The organism is Janthinobacterium sp. GL_088, assembly GCF_057837845.1.
This window is the reverse complement of the sequence record NZ_CM174453.1, coordinates 6,004,582-6,027,138: the sequence shown is the minus strand read 5'-3', so window position 1 is coordinate 6,027,138 and position 22,557 is coordinate 6,004,582. Positions and strand designations below refer to the sequence as shown.

The 22,557-nt window shown below is 63.1% G+C and carries 23 protein-coding genes; 14 read left to right on the top strand and 9 right to left on the bottom strand.

The genetic code is table 11. The annotated features are described in order from the left end of the window. Positions 1 to 18 precede the first annotated feature (18 nt). The 6 genes from hutH to AC3IQ7_RS26895 all read left to right on the top strand — a co-directional run bounded on the left by hutH (position 19) and on the right by AC3IQ7_RS26895 (position 7,092). Positions 19 to 1,578: a histidine ammonia-lyase gene (gene hutH / locus AC3IQ7_RS26920; RefSeq protein WP_322426042.1), complete on the top strand. Its 1,560-nt coding sequence runs from the start codon at positions 19 to 21 to the stop codon at positions 1,576 to 1,578. Positions 1,579 to 1,598: 20 nt separating this feature from the next. Beyond that, positions 1,599 to 2,402: an N-formylglutamate deformylase gene (gene hutG / locus AC3IQ7_RS26915; RefSeq protein ID WP_489207795.1), complete on the top strand. Its 804-nt coding sequence runs from the start codon at positions 1,599 to 1,601 to the stop codon at positions 2,400 to 2,402. Continuing rightward, positions 2,387 to 3,763 (top strand): formimidoylglutamate deiminase, encoded by a 1,377-nt coding sequence (locus tag AC3IQ7_RS26910; protein WP_489207794.1) that lies wholly within the window; start codon positions 2,387 to 2,389, stop codon positions 3,761 to 3,763. The genes hutG and AC3IQ7_RS26910 overlap by 16 nt, the downstream gene beginning before the upstream one ends. Continuing rightward, on the top strand, positions 3,763 to 4,338 hold the full coding sequence (locus AC3IQ7_RS26905; protein WP_489207793.1) for a HutD/Ves family protein: 576 nt from the start codon (positions 3,763 to 3,765) through the stop codon (positions 4,336 to 4,338). The genes AC3IQ7_RS26910 and AC3IQ7_RS26905 overlap by 1 nt, the downstream gene beginning before the upstream one ends. Positions 4,339 to 4,350: 12 nt before the next feature. Then, the gene (hutI, locus tag AC3IQ7_RS26900) at positions 4,351 to 5,577 is read left to right on the top strand and encodes an imidazolonepropionase (protein ID WP_489207792.1); all 1,227 of its coding nucleotides are present in this window, start codon (positions 4,351 to 4,353) and stop codon (positions 5,575 to 5,577) included. Between the two features lie 69 nt (positions 5,578 to 5,646). Next, positions 5,647 to 7,092 (top strand): glycine betaine ABC transporter substrate-binding protein, encoded by a 1,446-nt coding sequence (locus tag AC3IQ7_RS26895; RefSeq protein ID WP_489210541.1) that lies wholly within the window; start codon positions 5,647 to 5,649, stop codon positions 7,090 to 7,092. An 11-nt stretch (positions 7,093 to 7,103) separates the two neighbouring features. Here AC3IQ7_RS26895 and AC3IQ7_RS26890 read toward each other — a convergent pair whose 3' ends face one another. Continuing rightward, positions 7,104 to 7,283 (bottom strand): hypothetical protein, encoded by a 180-nt coding sequence (locus AC3IQ7_RS26890; protein ID WP_034746290.1) that lies wholly within the window; start codon positions 7,281 to 7,283, stop codon positions 7,104 to 7,106. Positions 7,284 to 7,384: 101 nt separating this feature from the next. Between AC3IQ7_RS26890 and AC3IQ7_RS26885 the strand changes: the two genes are divergently transcribed. Beyond that, complete coding sequence (locus AC3IQ7_RS26885; protein WP_158301074.1) at positions 7,385 to 7,639, top strand: hypothetical protein; 255 nt, start codon at positions 7,385 to 7,387, stop codon at positions 7,637 to 7,639. Positions 7,640 to 7,863: 224 nt separating this feature from the next. Here the strand turns inward: AC3IQ7_RS26885 and AC3IQ7_RS26880 are convergent, their stop codons facing one another. The 4 genes from AC3IQ7_RS26880 to AC3IQ7_RS26865 all read right to left on the bottom strand — a co-directional run bounded on the left by AC3IQ7_RS26880 (position 7,864) and on the right by AC3IQ7_RS26865 (position 10,656). Beyond that, on the bottom strand, positions 7,864 to 8,370 hold the full coding sequence (locus AC3IQ7_RS26880) for a GNAT family N-acetyltransferase (protein WP_099376427.1): 507 nt from the start codon (positions 8,368 to 8,370) through the stop codon (positions 7,864 to 7,866). After that, positions 8,367 to 9,311 carry a DMT family transporter gene (locus AC3IQ7_RS26875; RefSeq protein WP_489207790.1) on the bottom strand — a complete coding sequence of 315 codons (945 nt, stop codon included), beginning with the start codon at positions 9,309 to 9,311 and terminating at the stop codon, positions 8,367 to 8,369. The genes AC3IQ7_RS26880 and AC3IQ7_RS26875 overlap by 4 nt, the downstream gene beginning before the upstream one ends. Positions 9,312 to 9,632: 321 nt before the next feature. Continuing rightward, positions 9,633 to 10,082 carry an outer membrane lipoprotein gene (locus AC3IQ7_RS26870; protein WP_099376429.1) on the bottom strand — a complete coding sequence of 150 codons (450 nt, stop codon included), beginning with the start codon at positions 10,080 to 10,082 and terminating at the stop codon, positions 9,633 to 9,635. 145 nt (positions 10,083 to 10,227) lie between these two features. Continuing rightward, positions 10,228 to 10,656: an Mpo1 family 2-hydroxy fatty acid dioxygenase gene (locus AC3IQ7_RS26865; RefSeq protein WP_099376430.1), complete on the bottom strand. Its 429-nt coding sequence runs from the start codon at positions 10,654 to 10,656 to the stop codon at positions 10,228 to 10,230. A 95-nt stretch (positions 10,657 to 10,751) separates the two neighbouring features. On the opposite strand from AC3IQ7_RS26865, the gene AC3IQ7_RS26860 reads away from it, so the two are divergent. Continuing rightward, entirely contained in the window at positions 10,752 to 11,276 is a 525-nt protein-coding gene (locus tag AC3IQ7_RS26860) for a DNA-deoxyinosine glycosylase (protein ID WP_322426051.1), read from the top strand. Between the two features lie 17 nt (positions 11,277 to 11,293). On the opposite strand, the gene AC3IQ7_RS26855 is transcribed toward AC3IQ7_RS26860, so the two are convergent. Beyond that, on the bottom strand, positions 11,294 to 12,502 hold the full coding sequence (locus AC3IQ7_RS26855; RefSeq protein WP_489207788.1) for a hypothetical protein: 1,209 nt from the start codon (positions 12,500 to 12,502) through the stop codon (positions 11,294 to 11,296). Positions 12,503 to 12,609: 107 nt separating this feature from the next. Next, on the bottom strand, positions 12,610 to 13,476 hold the full coding sequence (locus tag AC3IQ7_RS26850; protein ID WP_035822356.1) for an HDOD domain-containing protein: 867 nt from the start codon (positions 13,474 to 13,476) through the stop codon (positions 12,610 to 12,612). Between the two features lie 290 nt (positions 13,477 to 13,766). Between AC3IQ7_RS26850 and AC3IQ7_RS26845 the strand changes: the two genes are divergently transcribed. Continuing rightward, the gene (locus AC3IQ7_RS26845) at positions 13,767 to 14,345 is read left to right on the top strand and encodes a DNA-3-methyladenine glycosylase (protein ID WP_489207787.1); all 579 of its coding nucleotides are present in this window, start codon (positions 13,767 to 13,769) and stop codon (positions 14,343 to 14,345) included. On the opposite strand, the gene AC3IQ7_RS26840 is transcribed toward AC3IQ7_RS26845, so the two are convergent. Both AC3IQ7_RS26840 and AC3IQ7_RS26835 read right to left on the bottom strand, forming a co-directional pair. Continuing rightward, positions 14,342 to 16,036 carry a methyl-accepting chemotaxis protein gene (locus tag AC3IQ7_RS26840; RefSeq protein ID WP_489207786.1) on the bottom strand — a complete coding sequence of 565 codons (1,695 nt, stop codon included), beginning with the start codon at positions 16,034 to 16,036 and terminating at the stop codon, positions 14,342 to 14,344. The genes AC3IQ7_RS26845 and AC3IQ7_RS26840 overlap by 4 nt on opposite strands. Before the next feature lie 66 nt (positions 16,037 to 16,102). Then, positions 16,103 to 16,561 carry a cache domain-containing protein gene (locus tag AC3IQ7_RS26835; RefSeq protein ID WP_099376434.1) on the bottom strand — a complete coding sequence of 153 codons (459 nt, stop codon included), beginning with the start codon at positions 16,559 to 16,561 and terminating at the stop codon, positions 16,103 to 16,105. Positions 16,562 to 16,841: 280 nt separating this feature from the next. Here AC3IQ7_RS26835 and AC3IQ7_RS26830 point away from each other — a divergent pair, with 280 nt between their 5' ends. From AC3IQ7_RS26830 to AC3IQ7_RS26810, 5 genes are all read left to right on the top strand, one after another. Beyond that, positions 16,842 to 18,206, top strand: coding sequence for a KamA family radical SAM protein (locus AC3IQ7_RS26830; RefSeq protein WP_489207785.1), 1,365 nt, complete (start codon positions 16,842 to 16,844; stop codon positions 18,204 to 18,206). A 2-nt stretch (positions 18,207 to 18,208) separates the two neighbouring features. Then, entirely contained in the window at positions 18,209 to 19,549 is a 1,341-nt protein-coding gene (locus AC3IQ7_RS26825) for an MFS transporter (RefSeq protein WP_489207784.1), read from the top strand. Further along, positions 19,494 to 20,342 carry a fumarylacetoacetate hydrolase family protein gene (locus AC3IQ7_RS26820; protein WP_322426057.1) on the top strand — a complete coding sequence of 283 codons (849 nt, stop codon included), beginning with the start codon at positions 19,494 to 19,496 and terminating at the stop codon, positions 20,340 to 20,342. The genes AC3IQ7_RS26825 and AC3IQ7_RS26820 overlap by 56 nt, the downstream gene beginning before the upstream one ends. Beyond that, complete coding sequence (locus AC3IQ7_RS26815; RefSeq protein ID WP_489207783.1) at positions 20,342 to 20,908, top strand: carboxymuconolactone decarboxylase family protein; 567 nt, start codon at positions 20,342 to 20,344, stop codon at positions 20,906 to 20,908. Before AC3IQ7_RS26820 ends, AC3IQ7_RS26815 begins: the two co-directional genes overlap by 1 nt. A gap of 94 nt (positions 20,909 to 21,002) precedes the next feature. Beyond that, positions 21,003 to 22,550 (top strand): S1C family serine protease, encoded by a 1,548-nt coding sequence (locus AC3IQ7_RS26810; RefSeq protein WP_489207782.1) that lies wholly within the window; start codon positions 21,003 to 21,005, stop codon positions 22,548 to 22,550. Positions 22,551 to 22,557: the final 7 nt, after the last annotated feature.

The following is a 22,557-nucleotide window of genomic DNA, read 5'->3' as shown; positions in this document are numbered from 1 at the left end:
ACTTAGACGCGAATGACTATGACACAGCACTCCAAAAGTTGGACCCTGAAACCGGGCGCGATGACCCTGGGCGACCTGCGCGCCGTCTGGGCCGCACCGGCCAAACTGATCCTCGCCGCCGAAGCCTATCCCGTCATCGAGGCGTCGGCCGCCGCCGTGCAAGCCATCGTCGCCAAGGGCGATGCGGCGTATGGCATCAACACGGGTTTCGGCCTGCTCGCCAAGACGCGCATCCCCGATGAAAAACTCGAGCAATTGCAGCGCAACCTGATCCTGTCGCACTCCGTCGGCACGGGCGAGCTGCTGTCCGACGCCGTCGTGCGCCTGATCATGCTGATGAAGATCGGCAGCCTGGCGCGCGGCTATTCCGGCGTGCGCCCGCTGATCGTCGACACCCTGATCGCCCTGTATAACGCGGGCATCATGCCGGCCATTCCCGCCAAGGGTTCCGTCGGCGCTTCGGGCGATCTGGCGCCCCTGTCGCACATGACCCTGGCCATGCTGGGCGTGGGCGACGTGCGCGTCAACGGCGAACTGATGCCGGCGCCCGAAGCGCTGGCGCAGGCGGGCATCGCGCCCGTGGTGCTGGCAGCGAAAGAGGGCCTGGCGCTGATCAACGGCACGCAAGTGTCGAACGCGCTGGCGCTGCATGGCTTGTTCATGGCCGAGCGCCTGCTGGAAGCGGCCATGGTCACGGGCGCGCTGTCGCTCGACGCGGCCAAGGGCAGCGACTCGCCGTTCGACGCGCGCGTGCATGCCGTGCGCGGGCAGCCGGGACAGATTCTGGCCGCGCAGATGTACCGCCAGCTGGTGGCGCACAGCGCGATCCGCGCCTCGCACCTGGAAGGCGACGAGCGCGTGCAGGACCCGTACAGCCTGCGCTGCCAGCCGCAAGTCATGGGCGCCTGCCTCGATTTGATCGGCAATGTGGGCCGCACCCTGCTGATCGAAGCCAACGCCGTGACGGACAATCCGCTGATCTTCCAGGACGGTCCCAACGGCCAGGCGGAAATCGTCTCGGGAGGGAACTTCCACGCCGAGCCGGTGGCCTTTGCCGCCGACACGCTGGCGCTGGCGATCGCCGAAATCGGCGCGCTGGCCGAGCGCCGCATCGCGCTGCTGATCGATGCGACCCTGTCCGGCCTGCCGCCCTTCCTCGTGCGCGATCCGGGCGTCAATTCCGGCTTCATGATCGCCCACGTGACGGCGGCCGCGCTGGCGTCGGAAAACAAGTCGCTCGCGCATCCGGCCAGCGTCGACAGCCTGCCGACATCGGCCAACCAGGAAGACCATGTGAGCATGGCCACGTTTGCCGGGCGCCGCCTGGACGATATGGCGCACAACACGGCCGTCATCGTCGGCATCGAACTGCTGGCCGCCGCGCAGGGCATCGATTTCCACCGTCCGCTGAAAACCTCGCCGCACCTCGAACATGTACACCAGCAGTTGCGCCAGAAGGTGCCGTTCTTCGACGCCGACCGCTTCTTCGCGCCGGATATCGAAGCGGCCAAGCAGATGGTGTTGCACGGTGAGTTGAGCAGCACGTGCAAGAATTTGTTCGCCCCGCTGTACGCTTGAGCGGGAGCAAGGAGACAGGCATGGATTTCCGCTTCAACGAAGGCAGCATCCCGCTGCTGGTGTCGATGCCCCACGTGGGCACCGACATACCCGACGATATCGCCGCGCGCATGACGCCGCAGGCCTTGATCAAGGCCGACACGGACTGGCATTTGCGCGAGCTGTATGGCTTCTTGCAGGAGATGGATGCGTCCGTGCTGTCGGCGCGCTGGTCGCGCTACACCATCGACTTGAACCGCCCGCAGGAAGACACGAATCTGTATCCGGGCCAGGATACGACGGGCTTGCTGCCCAATGATACCTTTCACCGCGAGCCGCTGTACCTGGCCGGCCGCGAACCCGATGCGCAGGACGTGCAGCGGCGTTTGCAGCGCTACTGGGCGCCGTATCATGCGCAGCTGCGCGCGGAACTGGACCGCATGCTGCGCGTGCATGGCGCCGTGGTGCTGTGGGATGCCCATTCCATCGCCTCGCGCGTGCCGCGCTTCTTTGACGGCAAGCTGCCCGACCTGAATTTCGGCACGGCCGATGGCGTCAGTTGCGATGCGGGCCTGACGTCCGCGGTGATCGATATCGCGCGCGCGCAGGATGCCTTTACCGTGGCCTTGAATGGCCGCTTCAAGGGCGGGCATATCACGCGCCATTACGGCCAGCCGGCCGGCCGCGTGCATGCGATCCAGCTGGAGATGTGCCAGTGCCTGTACATGAATGAACCTGGCATGGATGAAGCGGCGCCATTTGGCTACCGGCCCGACCTGGCGGCAAAGGTGCAGCCGCTGCTGCGCCAGATGATGGAAGCGGCCGTGGCATGGGTGGCGCGTTGAGCGGCTGGCTGTTCGCGCGCCACGCGCTGCTGCCGCAAGGCTGGCGCCGCGACGTGCTGCTGGAGTGGGACGCGGCTGGCGATTTGATGGCGGTGACCGACAATGCTGCACCGCCGAACGGCGTGGAAGTGGCCGAATATGTCTTGCCCGGCATGGTCAACCTGCATTCGCACGCGTTCCAGCGGGCGCTGGGCGGCATGACGGAAGTCGCCGGTGATGGGCCGGACAGCTTCTGGACCTGGCGCGATCTGATGTACCGTTTCGCGCGCCATATCACGCCGGAGCAGATGGAGGCAATCGCCGCGCAGCTGTTTGCGGAATGCCTGCGCCATGGCTATACGGCCGTGTGCGAATTCCACTACCTGCAGCGCGATGCGGCCGGTGCGCTGTATGCGCGTCCCGCCGAAACGGCGGAACGGGTGCTGGCCGCGGCCCGTAGCAGCGGCATCGGCCTGACCATGCTGCCTGTGCTGTACAGCCATGCGGGTTTCGGCGCACAGCCCCTCAAACCCGAGCAGGCGCGCTTCCGCACCGATGCGGATGATGTGCTGCGCATCGTCGAGGCGCTGGCGCCGCAGCGCGGCGGGCAGGTGGAGGTGGGCTTTGCGCCGCACTCGCTGCGTGCGGCCGGCGTGGCGCAGATCCGCGAAGTGGCGCAAGCGCTGCCCGCGGGCCGCCCCATCCACATCCACATCGCCGAGCAGCAGGGCGAAGTGCGCCAGTGCCTGGACTACTGCGGCCGGCGCCCGGTGCAGTACTTGTACGACCAGGTCGGCGTCGATGCGCGCTGGTGCCTCGTGCATGCGACGCATGTGCAGCCCGATGAAGTGGCGCTGATGGCGGCCAGCGGCGCCGTGGCGGGCCTGTGTCCGACGACGGAAGCAAACCTGGGCGACGGCTTGTTCCCGCTGGCCGAATTCATTGCCGCCGGCGGGCGTTTCGGCGTTGGCAGCGACAGCCACGTGTCGCAGTCGCCGGTGGAAGAATTGCGCTGGCTCGAATATGGCCAGCGCCTGCAACGGCAGCAACGCAATGTGGCCGCCACGGCAGATGAACGCCGCGTGGGAGATTACCTGTGGCAGGCGGCCCTGCAGGGCGGCGCGCAGGCGGCCGGGCGCAAGCTCGGTGCCCTGGCGCCGGGCTGCCGCGCCGACTTGCTGGTGCTCGACGACGCGCATGTGAACCTGTGTGGCGTGGCCATCGCCGATGTGCTGGGCAGCGTACTTTTCTGCGGCAACGATAGCCTGGTGCGCGACGTGCTGTGCGGCGGCCAGTGGCAGGTGCGCGATGGGCGCCACGTGGCGCAGGACGCCATCGCCACCGCCTACAAGCGCACCCTGGCGCAATTGAGGGCACTCTGATGGCGACCTTCATCCCGCAGGAATGCCTGCGCGCCGCGCCGTGGAAAAACGGCGGCGGCAGCACGATGGAAATCGCCATTTCTCCGCCCGGTGCCGGCCTGACGGAATTCGACTGGCGTATCAGCCTGGCGACGATCACGGCCAGCGGGCCGTTTTCCAGCTTTCCCGGCATCGACCGCAGCCTGATGCTGGTCGATGGCGACAGCGTGCAGCTGACGCTCGATGGCGCGCGCAAGGTGACGTTGAGCGCGGCGCAACCGATGCTGTGGTTTCCCGGCGAGGCGATCGTGGAGGCGCAAGTCAAGGGGACAACGACGGATTTCAATGTGATGACGCGGCGCGACCGCTGCCGCCACCAGCTGGAAAAAATCACGGCCCCGTGCCGGCTGGTGCGGCGCAGCGCGGCGACCTTGCTGTTTGTCGCCGGAGAAGGCCACGTGCTGGCCCGCGGTGGCGACCAGCAGTTCGCGCTGGCCCGCCATGACGCGCTGTTGCTGGACGCTGACGATGCGCAGGAATGGCGGCTCGACGCCTTGCAGCGCTCGGCCGTGTTGTGCGTTGACCTGTTTATCTAGGAAGGAAACACCATGCAAGACTGGGATCTGGTCATCCACAACGTCCACCTGGCCACCATGGAACACGGTTATGGCGAACTGCTGGACGCGGCCATCGCCGTCAAGGATGGCCGCATCGCCTGGTTCGGCCCTGGCGACGAGTTGCCGGCCAGCGGCGCGGTGCTGCAGGACGGCCAGGGTTGCTGGCTCACGCCCGGCCTGATCGACTGCCACACGCATATCGTCCACGCGGGCAACCGCAGCGACGAATTCGAGGCGCGCCTGAATGGCGCCAGCTATGAAGACATCAGCCGCGCCGGCGGCGGCATCATGTCCACCGTGCGCGCCACGCGCGCGGCCAGCGACGATGAATTGCTGCGGCAAAGCCTGCCCCGCGTGCTGGCGCTGCTGGCCGAGGGCGTGACCACCCTGGAGATCAAGTCCGGCTATGGTCTCGACGCGGACAGCGAAGCGAAGATGCTGCGCGTGGCGCGCCGCATCGGGCAAGAGCTGCCCGTGTCCGTGCGCACCACCTTTCTTGGCGCGCACGCGCTGCCGCCCGAATATGCGGGCCAGGCCGACTCTTATATCGACCTGCTGTGCGCGCAGATGCTGCCCCAGCTGGCCAGTGACGGCCTGGTCGACGCCGTCGACGCGTTTTGCGAGCGCATCGGTTTTACGTCGGCGCAGACCGAAAGGGTGTTTGCGGCGGCGCGCGCCTTGAACCTGCCCGTCAAATTGCATGCGGAGCAGCTGTCGGACCTGGGTGGCGCGGCGCTGGTGGCGCGCTACGGCGGCCTGTCAGCCGACCATCTGGAATTCCTGTCGGAAGAGGGTGTCGCCGCCATGGCGCAACACGGCACGGTGGCCGTGCTGCTGCCGGGCGCGTATTACTTTTTGCGCGAGACGCAGCCGCCGCCTGTCGCGGCCTTGCGCGCGGCCGGCGTGCCGATGGCAGTGTCCACCGATTGCAATCCGGGTACGTCGCCGATGACGTCCCTGCTGCTGGCGATGAACATGGCGTGCACCTGGTGGCGCTTGACGCCGCAGGAAGCGCTGGCCGGTGCTACCTGCCATGCGGCGCGCGCGCTGGGCTTGCAGCATGAAACGGGCAGCCTGGTGGTGGGCAAGCGCGCCGATTTTGCCCTGTGGCGCATCGCGCGCCCGGCCGACCTGGCGTATGCGCTGGGCCTGAACCCGTGCGCGGGCGTGGTGCATGGCGGTGTCTGGCGCGCGCCGGTGGTAAGCTTGCCGGATTGATCATTTGTCCTGGAGCGCCGCGTGCGTGTTGTTTACCTGTTGTTGTTGCTGGTCTTCGCCGCCGCGCCCATGTCCTCCCTTGCCATGGATGGGGGCACCCTGAAGGTGGGCTCGAAGCGTTTCACGGAATCGTATATTCTCGGCGAAATCCTCCAGCAGAGCGCCGCGCCGCACGTCAAGGCGCAGCACCGCCAGGGCCTGGGCAACACGGCCATCGTGCTGGCCGCGCTGCAGGCGGGCAGCATCGACGTGTATGCCGAATACATGGGCACCATCGGCAGCGAAATCCTCAAGCATGACAAAGCCATTGACCTGGAACAGATGCGGCGCGAACTGGCGGCGCTGGGCCTGGGTGTGGCCGTGCCGCTGGGCTTTAACAATACGTATGCGCTGGCCATGCGCAGCGACGAAAAATCGATTGCCAGCCTGGCGCAGCTGGCGCAACACCCGGCCCTGACATTCGGCCTGTCGCATGAGTTCATCGGCAGGGTCGATGGCTGGCCGGGTCTGGCCGCGCGCTATGGCTTGCCGCAGCGCCCGCGCGGGCTCGATCACGGCATCGCCTATGAAGCGCTGGCGCAGCGGCAGGTGGACGTGATCGACATCTATTCGACGGACGCGAAAATACGCCAGTACGGCTTGCGCGTGCTGGCCGACACGCAGCAGTATTTTCCCCGCTACGACGCCATGGTCCTGTACCGGCTCGACGTGCCGCAGCGTTTTCCCGCCGCCTGGCTGGCGCTGCAAGGCTTGCAGGGGCGTATCAGCGAGAGCGACATGATCGCCATGAATGCGGCCGTGGAAATCGATGGCAAGACTTTTTCTGACGTGGCGCGCCAGTGGCTGGCGTCCGGCACGCAGGCGAACAAACCGGGCGCCACGCGCAGCAAGCTGCTCGATAAAATCATCGGCGACGATTTGTGGACCCTGACGCGCCAGCATCTGACCCTGGTGCTGCTGTCGGTGGCATTGGCGTGCGTGATCGGCATTCCGCTGGGCGTGCTGGCGGCATTTTCGGCGCCGCTGCGGCAAACGGTGCTGGCCTTCGTCGGCGTGCTGCAGACGGTGCCGTCGCTGGCCCTGCTGGCGATATTGATCCCCGTGCTGGGCATGATCGGCACGGTGCCGGCGCTGGTGGCCCTATTCGTGTATGCCTTGCTGCCCATCGTGCGCAACACGTGCACGGGCATCTTGCAGGTGCCGCAAGGCTTGCGTATGGCGGCGTTGGCGCTGGGCTTGAGCAAGCGCGACCGCCTGCTGCATGTGGACTTGCCGCTGGCCTTGCCCGTCATGCTGGCAGGCGTGAAAACGGCGGCCGTGATGAGCGTGGGCACGGCCACCATCGCCGCCTTCATCGGCGCGGGCGGTTACGGCGAACGCATCACCATCGGCCTGGCGCTGAACGACAACGACATGCTGCTGGCCGGCGCGATCCCCGCAGCCGTGCTGGCCCTGCTGACGCAAGGTCTGTTCGAGCTGGTGGAGCGCTGGGCCGTGGCCGGCCGGCAGCACTGACGGCATCACGGTTACAGCGAATGCAGTTTGGAGCGCACCGAGACGACGGCCTGGTGCAGGATGCGTTCAGCCTGGAAGTCGTTCTCGCGCTGTTCGGCGATGGCTTGCAAGTCGCGCGTGTAACGCTCCAGGCGGGAGCGCAGGTAGGCGCGGTAGATTTTCATGACGAGCGGTTTGGCAGAAACATTCATGATGTGGCTCCCAGGTGCGTAATGATGCGTTCATTTTGTGTGAGCGGAATGCCGCCACTTTGCGCCATATCAAATGCCATGACCCCGTCAAATTGGCGTGTTTGACATTGCACAATGCCCGCCAGGGCGAAGATGCCACACTGAATCTTCCCTGCTCGCCTGGTCATCATCAGGTGCTGCGGACCCTGATTCCTTCAAGCATATTCAAGGAGCGTCGCATGGTCATTTTTGCCGTGGTTGCTGGCTGCACCGCCTGCCTGACAGTGTACCAAATCTATAGAAAATCGCAGGGTGGCAGTGGGGTTACGCAACAACATATCGGCTTGCACGGCACATTGATTGAACCACGGAAATAATCAGTGTCTTTCGAGCGACACTCGGTGACACTTGGTTAGCGGATTTAAGTCAAATGTAAGGCCCGGTAAGCAAATGTAAAGGTCGGCGCCGTGGCAAGCGGCAGCGTTTATATTGATAACCGTTGATTGCATTCTCCCCCTCCCACTTGACAATGGGTTCACCCCGCGGTGCCGCTAGCCCGCGGGGATTTTTTTTGGAACTTACGCTTACAGTTCCCCTCCAATCAGGCAAGCTTTGGCGTACCCGCCGACAATTGCGTCAAGGCATCGCCAGCGACCCGGCAGATGCGCCAGTCCGGCATCACGTCCGCGCCCATGCCCTTGTAGAAGTTGATCGCGTTTTCATTCCAGTCCAGCACCGACCATTCGAAGCGGCCGCAATCGCGTTCGACGGCCAGTTGCGCCAGCGCCACGAGCATCTGCTTGCCATAACCCTTGCCGCGCACCGACTGTTTCACATACAGGTCTTCCAGGTACAAGCCCTTGCGGCACAGGAAGGTGGAAAAATTATGGAAGAACAGGGCGAACGTCACCACTTCGCCATTTTCTTCGCCCACCAGCGCTTCGCATGCGGGATGGGCGCCGAACAAGCTGTCGTGCAGCATGGATTCCCTGGCGATCATCATGTGTTCGAGTTTTTCAAACACGGCCAGTTCGTGGATCATGCCAAAGATGGCGGCCACGTCGGATGCGGTGGCGGGACGGATGGCGAGGGAGGAAGAGGTGCTCATGTTGCCTTTGTTGATGAAGTGGTGGAAAGGGAAGCGATGGGATTCGTCTTGCGCGCCCCCGACGTCAGGGCCCAGGCCACGCTGGACAGGCACAGCACCATGCCCACCCATTCGATGGCGGCGGGCCGGTAGTGTTCGAACTGCACCGACAGCAGCACGGAAATGACGGGCGTGACGACACCGATGTACACGGTCTTTTGCGTGCCGATGCGGGCGATTAAGGTGAAATAGGCGCTGAAGGCGATCACCGAGCCGAAGATGGCCAGGTACACCAATCCCATCCAGTAACTGGGGCGCGTGGGCAATTGCCAGGACTGTCCCGTGGCGATGGCCCAGACGGCCACCATCAAGGTGCCCCACAGCATGGTCCAGGCCATGGTCAGCATCACGTTGCCGGAGTGTTCGCGCACTTTCATGACGAGGGCATTGCCCACCGTGCTGGACACGGTGGCTACCAGGGCCAGCATGAAGCCGAGCAGAAAATGACCATTGCCGCCACCGAGAATATCGTGCAGCGCCGCGCCGATGGACTGGTAAAACAGCAGCACGATGCCGCAGATGGCGACGAACGCCGCGCAACACGTGCTCCAGGTGATCGGTGTGCCGAAAGCGATGCGGTTAAGCAACGGCGTCCAGAACACCATCAGCGCGAACAGCACGCTGACGAGGGCCGACACCAGGTATTGCTCCGAGCTGTAGGTGCACACATAGCTGAGGGCAAACGAGGCCAGGCCCTGCAGCAGCATCCATTTTTGCGCGCGCCAGGGCAGGCGCAGGCGGTCGCCGCGCACGGCGCACCAGGCAAACAGGGTGGCGGACGCGAGGCCGAAGCGGTAGACCACGGAAACGGCGGGGGCGACGTCGCCCAGCTGCAAGGTGATGGCCCAGAAGGTGGAGCCCCAGATCAGGCAGGCAATGATGAACAGGAGAGGAGAGGACATCGCGCAAGTATACGGGCATCGCGCGGGGATGGCGAGTCTTGGTCGAGCTTGCTCACAGAGCGGTCAGGAGACAGCCGGGCATTGAGCCAGCGCAGTGCTTCTGGAAAATGTTGAATTTATGAAAATATTTACTTTATTATCAAGTAAATATTTTCTGCATTGCATCTTTGAAAGGGAACCGCCATGCCAGCCTCACTGCAGATCAAAGTCTGGAGCCTGCTTGTGTATGTCCTTGTGACCGCTGTGATTGCCATCTGGCTGCACCCGTCTGCCTTGCTCGCTGCCGGCGCCTTCGGCTGAGCGCATGCGCCGGCAAACGGATCAGTGCGTGACGCGGGTCTTGCGGCCATCGGACAGCAGGCGCACGCGCTCGCCCGGACGGAACAGCTCGTCCGCGTCTTGCACGATGGCGCGCATGTCGCCATTGTCCAGGCGCACGGTGATTTCCAGGCCGGGCTTGTTCGAGGCATTCGCTTCAATGCTCTTGCCGGCCATGCCGCCGGCGACGGCGCCGAGGATGCTGGCCGCGATGGCGCCCTTGCCACCGCCGACAGTCGAGCCGGCCACGCCGCCCAGCGCCGCGCCAGCCAACACTCCCGTGCCCGTTTCACCCTTGTCGATGGTTACCTGGCGCACGGATTCAACCGTACCCATGCGAACCGATTGTTCATTCTGCGCCTGGCGCGCATTGTAGACATTTGCCGAGTTCGGTTGTACGGCGCAGCCGGCCAGGGTGGCGAGCAATGCCAATGCAATAATTGGTGCTTTCATGTAGGACTCCCTTGGACAAAAGTTGGTTGCCGATTGCGTCGACCGGCAGTTGATGACTTATCATAAGGACACTTGCCTCAGATAACTAGTTGTGAATAGTAAAAATCTGTTACCGCTCCTGTGTGACCACGGGGCCACCTGCCGCTCAATACGCTAGCCGCAGGCGCCGGTACAAAAATCCCAGCACAAACAGCGGCCCCACCAGTAAAAAGCGCACATCGTCGAGGAACGACGGTTTCTTGCCTTCGATCTGGTGGCCGATGAACTGGCCTATCCAGGCCAGCACGAACAGCGCCAGCGACACGGGCAGGATGGTCAGCGGCGGCATGAGCAACAGCAGGCCCAGCATGGCGGCCAGCATGACCAGCATGCCCGCCGCAAACGGGCGCGACAGCTTGTAATAATAGTATAAGGCCAGAATACTGCCGAGCAGCGCCACGCTGGGATGCACGCTCCACAGCAGCCCCAGCAAGCTGAAAACAATCAGTGGCACGCACACGATGTGCACCCATTCATTGACATGGTTGCGGTGGCTTTCGCCATACTGGGCCAGCAGGGTGTCGATGGTGCGCATGGGCGGTCTCTGGTGTAGGGATAGTTGTCCGGGAATTCTACACCGTCGCGTCGCCGGGTAAAATGATCCTTCATTTTCCCTTTCGGACCGCTCATTTGAATAGCCCAGCCTTCCTGCCAGAGCATGCCGCCGACCCGCGCAAGCGCTGTTTCGATCCCGTCGTCGACGCCGGCACGCGCCTGCTGATACTGGGCAGCCTGCCCGGCGAAAAATCGCTGGCGCACAGCCAGTACTATGCGCATCCGCAAAACAAGTTCTGGATGTTGCTGGGCGAAGTGCTGGGCGTGGAGTTGACCAGCCTGCCTTATGCGACCCGCTTGAGCACTTTGCTGGCGCACGGCGTGGGCCTGTGGGATGTGGTGGCGCAGGCGCAGCGCACGGGCAGCCTGGACAGCAATATCCGCGAACGCGACGACAACGACCTGGTGGCACTGGCCGCCAGCCTGCCGCAACTGCAAACGATCGCCTTCAATGGCGGCACGGCCGCGAAGCTGGGCATCAAGGTGCTGGGTGAACATGCGCAGCGCTACCGCATCGTCAGCTTGCCGTCGAGCAGCCCCGCCTACACGCTCGCGTATGGCGCCAAGTTGCTGCAATGGAAAACATTGCAGCCGTTGTAATAAGGTGAGTCAGTTGCTTACGCTGGGGCGTACGGCTGCGCTTCCAGCGGCTGTCCCTTGGCGTCGAATTTCAGCGCCACGGATAAGTTGCTGACGCCGATGGTGGCCAGCGCATCGCAGATGTCGTCGACTTCGTCCTGCAGGTCGGCGGCCAGGTCCAGCGGCTTGTCGGCGCTGTGCAGCAGCTGGCCGCTTGCCGTGCTGACGTTGACGCGCAACAGCATTTCACCGTGTTCATCGGCCGGGCCGACGACGACTGATACATCGCCGGCGTCCACTTTGTTTTCCTCCAAGGCATGGTTGATGCCAGACATCATCTGCAGCATCGCATACTCGCTCATGCCTTGTTCCTTGCCGCCGTGGAACAGATCCTGATAGAGGAAACTCACTTCCAGGGCGTTGCCGGCGGGCGCCAGGCAGCGTTTCACCAGATCGCCGACTTCCGTCGTCCATTGCTGGTAGCGGGCCATGCGCGCGTCGAACCAGGCGTCGAGCGCCGCTTCGTCCTTCGGTTCCGCATAGAACGGGTCGTCCACGCGTTTCAAGGCAAAGCCCAGCAGGAAGCGCAGCTCGACGGCCGTGTCCTGCGGGCCGAAGGCCGTTTCGCTCCAGCCGACGATGCTGCTTTCCAGGCCCGGCGTGGCAACGATTTTCTTGTCCGTCATCGAGCTATAGGCATCGCGCACCATCTCGTGCAAATGGCTATACGTGATGCGGTCGATTTCATCGAGGTCGTAGGCATGGCTCATCAGCACCACCTTGGCCTTGGCGCTTTCTAGTTCTGCCTGCTGGAAACTTTTCACCAGCGCTTCGAAGGCGTCCTGGTCCTGGAAACTGTCCGCTTCCTTCAGGCCGCCCGTGCTTTGCACGAGCAGGGGCACGACGAAGGCATTGATTTCCATGGCCGGGGCATTCTCGCGGCGGATCACGGAAATGGAGGCCGCTTCCTCGATATGGCTGCGCAAATACTGGTAGGCGCCAACGTCTTCGTATTTGGAACGCTCGATGGCGTCGTACAGGATTTCATCCTTCTTTTGATTCAATGCCTTGCGGATCAGGCGGCCGAATTCGACGGCTTGCTCGGCCAGCACCGTGCCCTGCGATTCGCTGTCTTCCTGCTCCGCCAGGTTCAGGGCCATCGTGCACAGCATGCGTGTGACGGATTCATCCTTGTCTTCAGGCGTGTTGGCGGATTTACGGGGGACAGGGCGCTTATTTTTGGGCATGGCGATCAACAGGTTAAGAAAGACGGGTCAGGCAAACGGAAACAGGCGCCGAGGCTCAGGCCAGGCGCCGGGACAGATCATACAGGCGGACGCGGCCGCCTGATACCTCAATGGTCGGTATCGAACATCTCGTGCAATTCGTCGAGCAGGTCGGCGGCTTCTTCCTGCGACAGGCCAAGATGCTGGCAGGCAAGTTCGCCGCCCTTGTCCCACTCCAGCGAGGTACTGTTGCCATGGTAGCGCTGAATGCCCTTTTCGGCCAGCAGGGACAGGGCGACGAGCGAGCGGATGGCGTCGTCCGTGGACGGGTCCGCCAGCACCGTGTAGTCGTGGTGGTGCAAGATCGCCCAGGACACGTCGGAGGACAGGCCCCAGTTGCGCGCCAGCAAGCAGCCGATGGCCGCGTGGTTGGTCTGGTGGCGCGCGTCTTCCAGTGCCGTAAAACAATTGTTCGCATCGTTGGCCGCCGCCGCATACGTGTTGACGTAGTCGGGAAAGCGGTTCATCAGCAGGGGCACGCCGATATCGCAGAACAGGCCGAAGGTGTGGGCGATGTCGGGCGGGGCGATGCGCAGCTTGCGCGAGGTAAATACCAGGGCGCGCGCGCGTTTGGCCGACACGTCCCAGAAGTTGGTCAGTTCCACGCCTTCCGCTTCCAGCGCCTGGCGTGCCAGCAAGCCCGTCATCATGGCGCTGCATTGGTTGATGCCGAGAAAATTGATGCCTTGCTCGACGGACTTGGCCTTGCGCGCGGCGCCATAGAACGGCGAATTCGCCAATTTCAGCAGGGCGCCCGACATGCCGACATCGTCGGCGATGATGCGCGCGATGCGGCGCGGCGACGGGTCTTGTTCCGCCAGTTCGCGCTGCAAGTCGACCAGCAGGCTGGGACGCGGCGGGATACGGATGGAACGCATCAAGGCGTCAACCGGATCTTCCTGCACTACCTGCTTTTGCGCTGCCGCTCTCATCATCACGCTTTCATCATCATTTTTGTGCCCGGTGCTTATTCTGTCGCGCGCTGCCGCTGCCCGCTTCATGAGCGTCTGGCGCAGTGCCCGACGATTATCGCTGTTTATGCATGGCAATAGTTCATATCTGCAATATATTCTGGAAAAAATCCCCGTTTTGGCCTGGTCCGGCCGTGATTTTCGTCATTTTACGACGCCGTCCATTCCGACATTCATGATGAAAATATCAAGTTTTATTTGTTTTCAAGGCGGGGCAAGGCGTGCGGCGGGATGCGCGGCAGTACAATTGCCGGATGAAAAAAATCCTTGCGGGTATCGATTTCGCGGACGACTCCAGCAGCGTGGCGCACCAGCTGATCGGCGTGACGGTGCTGGTCGACGGTGTGGGCGGGCGCATCGTGGAAACGGAAGCGTATGACCGGTTGGATCCGGCCTCGCACACGTATGGGGGCATGACGCCGCGCAATGCGGCCATGTTCGGCCCGCCCGGGCACGCCTATGTCTACCGCTCGTACGGCATCCACTGGTGCCTGAACTTTGTGTGCCGGGAAGCAGGGCATGGCGCAGGCGTGCTGATCCGCGCCATCGAACCCGTGGAGGGACTCGACATCATGCGCGAGCGGCGCGGTGTCGAGGATGCGCGGCTGCTGTGCTCTGGGCCGGGCAAGGTGTGTCAGGCGCTCGGTGTGAGCCATCTGCAGAACCGGCTGGCGCTCGATGCGCCGCCGTTCATGCTGTTGCCCCGCGAGGAAGAAGTGACGGTGCGCACTGGCCCGCGCATCGGCATTTCCAAAGCGATGGACACGCCTTGGCGTTTCGTACTGGCCGGCTCGCGCTACCTCAGTAAACCGATGCGCGCGCCTGCCGCCTAGCTACGCCGGCGCTGCGGCGTCGTGTTTGTGCCGGGCAAGGCGGACTTGCCGCGCAACGGGTTGTGCAGTGCGCGCCGGTCCTGCTGCGCACTGGCCGGATGCTGGAATGCTTCTTCTTCGGTAGGGCCGCTCGGCGCGGCCGGGCGCTCGTCCAGGGTGAAAACGGCCACGGCCGCCGACAATTTGACGGCCTGGTCCTGCAAACTGGCCGCGGCTGCCGCCGCCTGCTCCACCAGGGCCGCATTTTGCTGGGTGACATCATCCATTTGCGTGACGGCCTGATTCACTTCCGTGATGCCCGACGCCTGCTCCGCGCTGGCCTGTTTCACGCGCTGGATGATTTCATTGACTTGCTGCACCGAGGCCACGATGGCACCCATGCTGTCGCCCGCTTGCTGCACGGCCACGCTGCCGCCATCGATGGTGGTGACGGAGGTGGCGATCAGGGTCTTGATCTCTTTGGCCGCCTGTGCCGAGCGCTGCGCCAGGGTGCGTACTTCGGACGCCACCACGGCAAAGCCGCGGCCTTGCTCGCCCGCGCGCGCCGCTTCCACCGCCGCGTTCAGTGCGAGGATATTGGTCTGGAAGGAAATGCCGTCGATCACGCCGATAATATCCACGATCTGGCGCGAATTGGCGCGTATTGTCGCCATCGTCGTCACCGCCTGCTGCATCGACGCGCCCCCTTGCACGGCCAGGGTGGAGGCTTGCCCCGCCAGCTCGCAGGCCAGCTGGGCATTGTCGGCGTTGTCATTGACGGCTTGCGTCAGCGCTTCCATGGCGCTTGACGTTTCTTCCAGTGAACTGGCCTGCATTTCCGTGCGCGCCGATAAATCCAGGTTGCCGGTGGCAATTTCGTGCGAGGCCGTGTCGATCGATTGCACGGCGCCCATGATGGTGCGCAAGGTCTGGTTCAGGTGGGCAATGGTCTGGTCCAGCACGCGCGAGGTGGCGGCGATTTCGTCATTGCCCTGTTTGGGCGCGCCGGCCGTCAGCTTGCCCGCCGCCAGGTCTTGCACGGCGTCGGCGATACCGCGGATTTCCACCAGCATGGCGCGCCGCACCAGCATGGTCACCACGATGGAGACGAGGATAGACAGCAGGACCGTCAGCAGCATGCTCCAGCCCAGGGTGCGAAACTCGGCGCTGGCCGTCGCATGGGCCTGGCTGCTGAGCGTTGTTTCCAGAGCCGACAGTTGCGCCAGCTGCGTATTGAACTGGCCGAATTGCGTTTCCGCCTTGAGCATGGAATTGGTGGCGATCGACTGGTCCATCTGCGCCATTTCCATGGTTTCCAGCACGGCCTTGCGATAGCCGGCCAGCGCCGCGATGGCTGCATCGACGAGGGTGCGTTCGGTGCCCGTGGCCGTGGCGCGCAGCGTGGTCAGCTGGGTGCCGATGGCCGCGTGGCGCGCCTTGATCTGTTGTTCAAGTGCATCGAGGCGGGCCTTGGCGAAGCTGCCATTCGTCCACGACAGCAACTGGTACATATTGCCATGCACCTGCCTGGCCTCGCCGAGTACGTCGGCGGCCGCCTTCAAATGCGTGATGCGCACCCGCGCCATGTTTTCCAGCGAGGCATTTTGCCGCACCATGCCATACCAGGCGCCGGTCGAGCTGAGTATCAGCAGCAGCAAGACCAGGGTGGGCGCCAGCAATAATTTTGGTCCGATGCGTAAGTGATTGAGCATGCTTGACTCCCGGCTATGGCTGTTCCAGGCGCAGGCGGCGCGCGGCGTGCGTGCGCCGCCCCTGCCTTATTTTTTGTAGATCCCCGCTTCCAGCACTACATCGTTGACGCGCAGGATGTACGTGGTCTTCGGCTCGATCTTGCCGCTGGTGGGATTCTTGTACTGGTAATCGACCCAGCCCTTGCCCTGCTTTTGCGCCAGCTCAATGATTTCACGGCGATATTTCTTGCCATTCGCGTCGGGCACATCCGTCAAATCCTTACCCACGATGGAAGGATTGATGGGGTGGGCCAGCACGATACCCGTCTTGATGTCGCGCATGTCCACGTATAGCGAGCCCTGCACGAAGTCCGGGTCTTTCGCCGTGATTTTCTTCATCATTTCTTCCTTGCCATGCGCCTTCATGAAGGCGGCGCCCCGTTCGGCCATGGCGATGGCGTCTTTTTCCGTTGGTTCGACGGCGGCGCTGACGTTGCCACCGGCAAATGCCAGGCACAGCAGGCTACCCGTGAATAAGCGTTTCATGAAAGCTCCTTGTGATATCGAGGGATGTGTTGCCAAGCCGTAATTTACGTCGCCGACGCTTTCCTCAAATTGCGATGGAACAAACTAAGGTGTTGCTTGTAGGCAGCATGCAACGTATCGACGGCTTGTTGATATGTAGCAATTTGGTTCCAAACAGCAAGAACTATGATGACTTTCACAGCATGCCGAGGTGACGTGGCATGGGAGGAAGAGGCTGGAATTGGCCGATATGGGGCTGGTTTCATGCAAGTTATCGTTATTTCCAGGCAAGGAGCCTACCGTGTCCGCACTCATTACCGAGCCGTTTCCACCCAAGTTCAAGCCGTATACGCGGCAAACCATACAACAGGCGCGGCAGTGGGAATGGCTGCCGGAAGAGCAGCGCGAAGCCGTGCAAGTGGTGTCGCACGTCTTGCCGTTCCGCACCAATGCCTATGTGCTCGATCAGCTGATCGACTGGAACAATATTCCTGACGACCCCATCTACCGCCTCGTCTTTCCCCACCGCGACATGCTGCCGCCCGAGCAGTACGCGCACTTGCGCGACCTTGTGCTGGTGCAGCGGGACAAGGCCGCCATCGATGCCTATGTGCACGGCTTGCGCCTGGGCATGAATCCCCATCCGGCCGGCCAGATGACGCATAACGTGCCAAAGGTCAACGACGTGCCCGTGCGCGGCTTGCAGCATAAATATGCGCAAACGGTGCTGTTTTTTCCCAGCGCGGGACAGACGTGCCACGCGTATTGCACCTTCTGCTTCCGCTGGCCCCAGTTCGTCGGCATGGACGACATGAAGTTCGATGCGCGCGAGTCGCATGAGCTGGCCGCCTACCTGAAACTGCATCCGGAAGTGACGGACGTGCTGATCACGGGCGGCGACCCGATGATCATGAATACGCGGCAACTGGCCGCCTACCTGGAACCTCTGCTGGCGCCGGGCCTGGAGCACATCCAGAACATTCGTATCGGCACCAAGGCGGTGGCGTATTGGCCGCAGCGTTTTGTCTCCGACCGCGATGCGGATGACCTGATGCGCCTGTTCGAGCGCATCGTCAAGGCGGGCAAGAACCTGGCCGTGATGGGCCATTACAGCCATGCCGTCGAGCTGCGCCAGGACATAGCCCAGCAAGCCGTGAAACGCATCGTTTCCACGGGCGCCACCCTGCGCATGCAGGGGCCGCTGATCCGCCACATCAATGAAGACCCGGCAAGCTGGGCCGAGCTGTGGCAGACGGGCACGCGCCTGGGAGCGGTTCCGTATTACATGTTTGTCGAGCGCGACACGGGGCCGCGCGGTTATTTCGAGTTGCCTCTGGCGAAGGCGCACGAGATTTTCCAGGCCGCCTACCAGATGGTGTCCGGCCTGTCGCGCACGGTGCGCGGGCCTTCCATGAGCGCCTTTCCCGGCAAGATCGTGATCGACGGTATCGTCACCATCCACGGTGAAAAACTGTTTGCCCTACAATTTTTGCAGGCGCGCAATCCGGACTGGGTGCGCCGGCCGTTTTACGCCAAGTTCGATGCGGAAGCGACGTGGATGGATGATTTGAAGCCGGCCTTTGGGCAGGAGAAATTCTTTTTTGAAACGGATGATCCCGTGCCGCAGGTGCCGCATAAAATCATCCGCCTGGCACAGGCCGCCTGAGCATGTACGGCCACGGTGCGCCTGCCCGCTCCGGCGTGGCCGTGTTTTGCCTCGTGTTCCTGCCGTTTGCGCTCGGGCATTATCTGTCGTGCCTGCTGCGCGGTGTGAATGCCGTGCTGACGGCCGAGTTGCTGGGTGCCATCGCCCTGACGCCAGCCCAGCTGGGGCTGTTGACCAGCGCCTTTTTTCTCGCCTTTGCACTGGTGCAACTGCCGGTCGGCATGGCGCTCGACCGCTACGGTCCCCGCACGGTGCAACTGTGGCTGCTGGCGCTGGCGGCGCTGGGCGTGTGGCTGTTCAGCCGGGGCCACAGCTTTGCCGAGCTGATGTGGGCGCGCGCCTTGATGGGAGCGGGCCTGGGCGGCTGTTTCATGGCTGCCGTGAAAGCGGTCTCGTGCGCCATCGCGCCAGCTCGCCTGCCTTCCGTGCATGGCTACCTGATCGCCGTGGGCGGCCTGGGTGCGGCGACGGCCACCATGCCCGTCAAGCTGGCCCTGCACTACACGGACTGGCGCGGCGTGTTCCTGGGGCTGGCGCTGGCGGCGCTGTTCATCGGCTTGCTGATCCGCCTGCTGTCGCCGGCCATGCCCGCGCCCGCCGTAACCATGAGCAAGGTCAGCGTGTGGAGTGTCTATCGTGACCCGGCCTTTCGCCGCACCATCGCGCTGATCCTGCTGCCGCACACGGTGTTCTTTGGCGTGCAGGGTTTATGGATAGGGCGCTGGCTAGCCGATGTGGGCGGCATGTCCGATGACAACGTGGCGTATTTGTTGTACCTGGGCATGGCGGCCGTCATCTTCGGCGCCATCGGCATGGGCATGCTGACGGAGTGGGCGGGGCGACGTGCGATTGAACCCATGCAAGTGGCGGGCGCCGGCATCGTCCTGTTTGTCGCCGTGCAAGTGGCGATGGCATGCAACGTGGCGCTCAGCCTGCCGTTGCTGTCCGTGCTGTTTACCTTGCTGGGCACGGTGACAGGGCTCGAGTATGCGATCGTCGCGCAAAGCATGCCGGCCAGCTTGACGGGCAGGGCGGCCACCTGCCTCAATCTGCTCATTTTCACGGGCGCCTTCCTGGTGCAGGCGGGTTTTGGCCTGATCCTCGGCTGCTGGCCCCTGAACAGCCAGCAGCAGTATCCACCGCAGGCGTATCAGGCGGCGTTTGGCGTGCTGGCGGCCTTGCAATTGCCGGGACTTGCGATGTTTTTCATTCACCGCTACAGGCGTGCCGGGCCATCCGGTAAAATGGCAGCCTGCACAGCGGCAATGATCAACTCCAAGGAAGACTATGAAACTCGTTCGTTATGGACGTCCAGGCAAGGAAAAACCGGGCCTGATCGATGAAGAAGGCAAACTGCGCGACCTGTCCGGCGTGGTCCAGGATATTGACGGTGCGCAATTGTCCGACAAGGCCCTGCGCAAGCTGGCCAAGCTCGACGAAAAGACCTTGCCTTTGGTGCGCGGCAATCCACGCTTCGGCGTGCCGCTGGCGAAAGTCGGCAAGTTCATCGGCATCGGCCTCAATTACGCGGATCACGCGGCCGAGTCCGGCATGCCGATCCCGGCCGAACCGATCGTGTTCATGAAGGCCATTACTTGCCTGAATGGCCCGGACGACAATGTCGTGTTGCCAAAAGGCTCGAAAAAGACGGATTGGGAAGTGGAGCTGGGCGTGATCATCGGCACGCGTGCGCAATACGTGAGCGAAGAGGACGCCCTGAAATACGTAGCCGGTTACTGCGTCGTCAACGATATCTCCGAGCGCTCGTTCCAGCTGGAGCGGGGCGGTCAATGGGATAAAGGCAAGGGCTGCGACACCTTCGGCCCCATCGGCCCGTGGCTGGTGACGCGCGATGAAATCATCGATGAGCAGGATCTGGACCTGTACCTGGAAGTCAATGGCAAGCGCATGCAGACTGGCAATACGCAAACCATGATCTTCACGGTGGCGCAGATCGTCAGCTACCTGTCGCAATTCATGACCCTGGAACCGGGCGACGTCATCGCCACGGGCACGCCGCCGGGCGTAGGCCAGGGCCGCAAGCCGCAGCGTTTCCTCAAAAAAGGCGACAGCATGCGCCTGGGCATCCCCGGCCTGGGCGAACAGCAGCAGGACGTGGTCGCCTGGACTGCCTGATGGCCGGTAGCGATATCGACCGTTTGCCGCCGCTGCCTTTGGCGCAGCTCAACGCCCAGCAGCGCGCAGCTGCGCAAGCCATCATCGACGGTCCGCGCGGGGCGCTGTACGGCCCCTTCGTGCCGCTGATCCGCAGCCCCGAGCTGATGGAAACGGCGCAGCGCATGGGAGAATATTTGCGCTACCGCAGCGCCATCGGCACGCGGCTGTCGGAACTGGCGATCCTGGTAACGGCGCGCCAGTGGGACCAGCAAGTCGAGTGGGCCATCCACGCGCCGCTGGCCGTGCAGAACGGCATCGCGCAAGCGGCCGTGGACGCCATTGCTGAACGGCGCTTGCCGCCTGCCCTGAAGGAAGATGAGCAAGCCGTGCACGACTTTTGCATCGAGTTGCAGCAGAACAAGAGGGTCAGCGACGCCACGTATGCACGGGCGCTGGCGCTGTTCGGCGAACACGGCGTGGTCGACTTGATGGGCATCAATGGCTATTACACCTTCCTGGCCATGGTGATGAATGGCGCGCAGACGGCCGTGCCGGCCTTGGGTGTGCCGCCCATGCCCGCCTGATTCGAGGGCTTATTCGGCAAAGATGGACAAAGTGTAATGAAGTTGCAATTATTCAATATATAATTTTACTTCCCTTCCATTGCCAACAAGCTCAATGAAAACTCGTCCGTGCTTCACCCTGATGGGCCGTATCTTGCTGGTACTGGCCCTTGGTCCCTTGATGACGGTGCGTGCGCTGGCCGCCGAGACGGCCGCCAGCGCCAGTGCTTCCGCCCTGGAAAACTCCGTCGTCAAGGTGTTTTCCACCCTGCGCGGGCCGGACCCGTACAAGCCGTGGAGCAAGGCGGCGCCGCAAGAGGTGACGGGTTCCGGCGTCGTCATCGAAGGCCGCCGCATCCTCACCAATGCGCACGTGGTCGGCTATGCCAGTCAGGTGCAGATCCAGGCCAATGGCGCCGGCGACAAGATCCCTGCGACCGTGCTGGCCATCTCGCGCGGCATGGACCTGGCCTTGCTGAAAATCGACGACGACAGTTTTTTTTCCAGCCACAAAGCCGTGCCGCGCGCCAATGTCTTGCCGGACGTGCGCGATGCCGTGCTGGCATATGGCTATCCGACGGGCGGCACGTCATTGTCGATCACCAAGGGCATCGTTTCGCGCATCGAATTCGTGCGCTACAACTTTCCTGTCTCCGGCCTGCGCATCCAGATCGATGCGGCCATCAACCCGGGCAATAGCGGCGGCCCCGTGATTGCCGGCGACAAGATGATCGGCCTGGCCTTTGCCGGCATGCTCAATGCGCAAAACATTGGCTACATCATCCCCAACGAGGAAATCGAGCTGTTCCTGCGCGACCAGGACAGCGGCGCGCCCAAGGGCAAGCCGGCCATGCGCGACGTGACGCAAACGCTGGAAAACTCCGCGCTGCGCACCTATTTGAAGCTGGCCAAGGGTGTCGAGGGCGCCGTCGTGATGTCGCCGGCCAGCAAGGATGCGGCCTATCCGCTCAAGGAGTGGGATGTCATCACGCATATCGGCGATTTTCCCATCGACAACCAGGGCATGGTCAAGCTGAACGCCAACAGCCGCGTGCGCTTCCAGTACCGGGTGCAGCAGCTGGCTAAAGATGGCGAATTGCCGCTGACGGTGGTGCGCCAGGGCGCGCCCCTGAAAATCAAGGTGCCCGTCTCGGCCGCACATCCGATGCTGATCGCCGGCCTGCAGGGCAATTACCCATCCTATTTCATCTTCGGCCCCATGGTGTTTTCACGCGCCACCACGGAATTCATGGCGGCGCCGAATGGCAATCCAGCAATCTTGGGCGGCATGGCGTTTGCCGGCAATCCGCTGGCCACGCGGCGCGGCGATGCGCCCGACAGCGAACGCGAAGAGCTGGTGGTGATCGCCGCGCCGTTCTTCCCGCACAAGCTGATGAATGGCTACAGCACCCGTTTCTTCTCGGTCGTCGATTCCGTCAATGGCGTGCGCGTGCGCAGCCTAGCGCACCTGGTGGCCTTGCTGCGCGACCAGACGGATGAATTGCTGACGTTCCGCTTCCAGCAGCGCGATGCGGAAATGGTCGTCGTGCCCCGCAAGGACATGCTGGCAGCGACGGAATCGGTGCTGACGGACAATGGCATCCGCTCGGAAGCGTCGCCCGACATGCTGAAAATCTGGAATGAAAAAACGCCGGTAAACTGATCGTTCC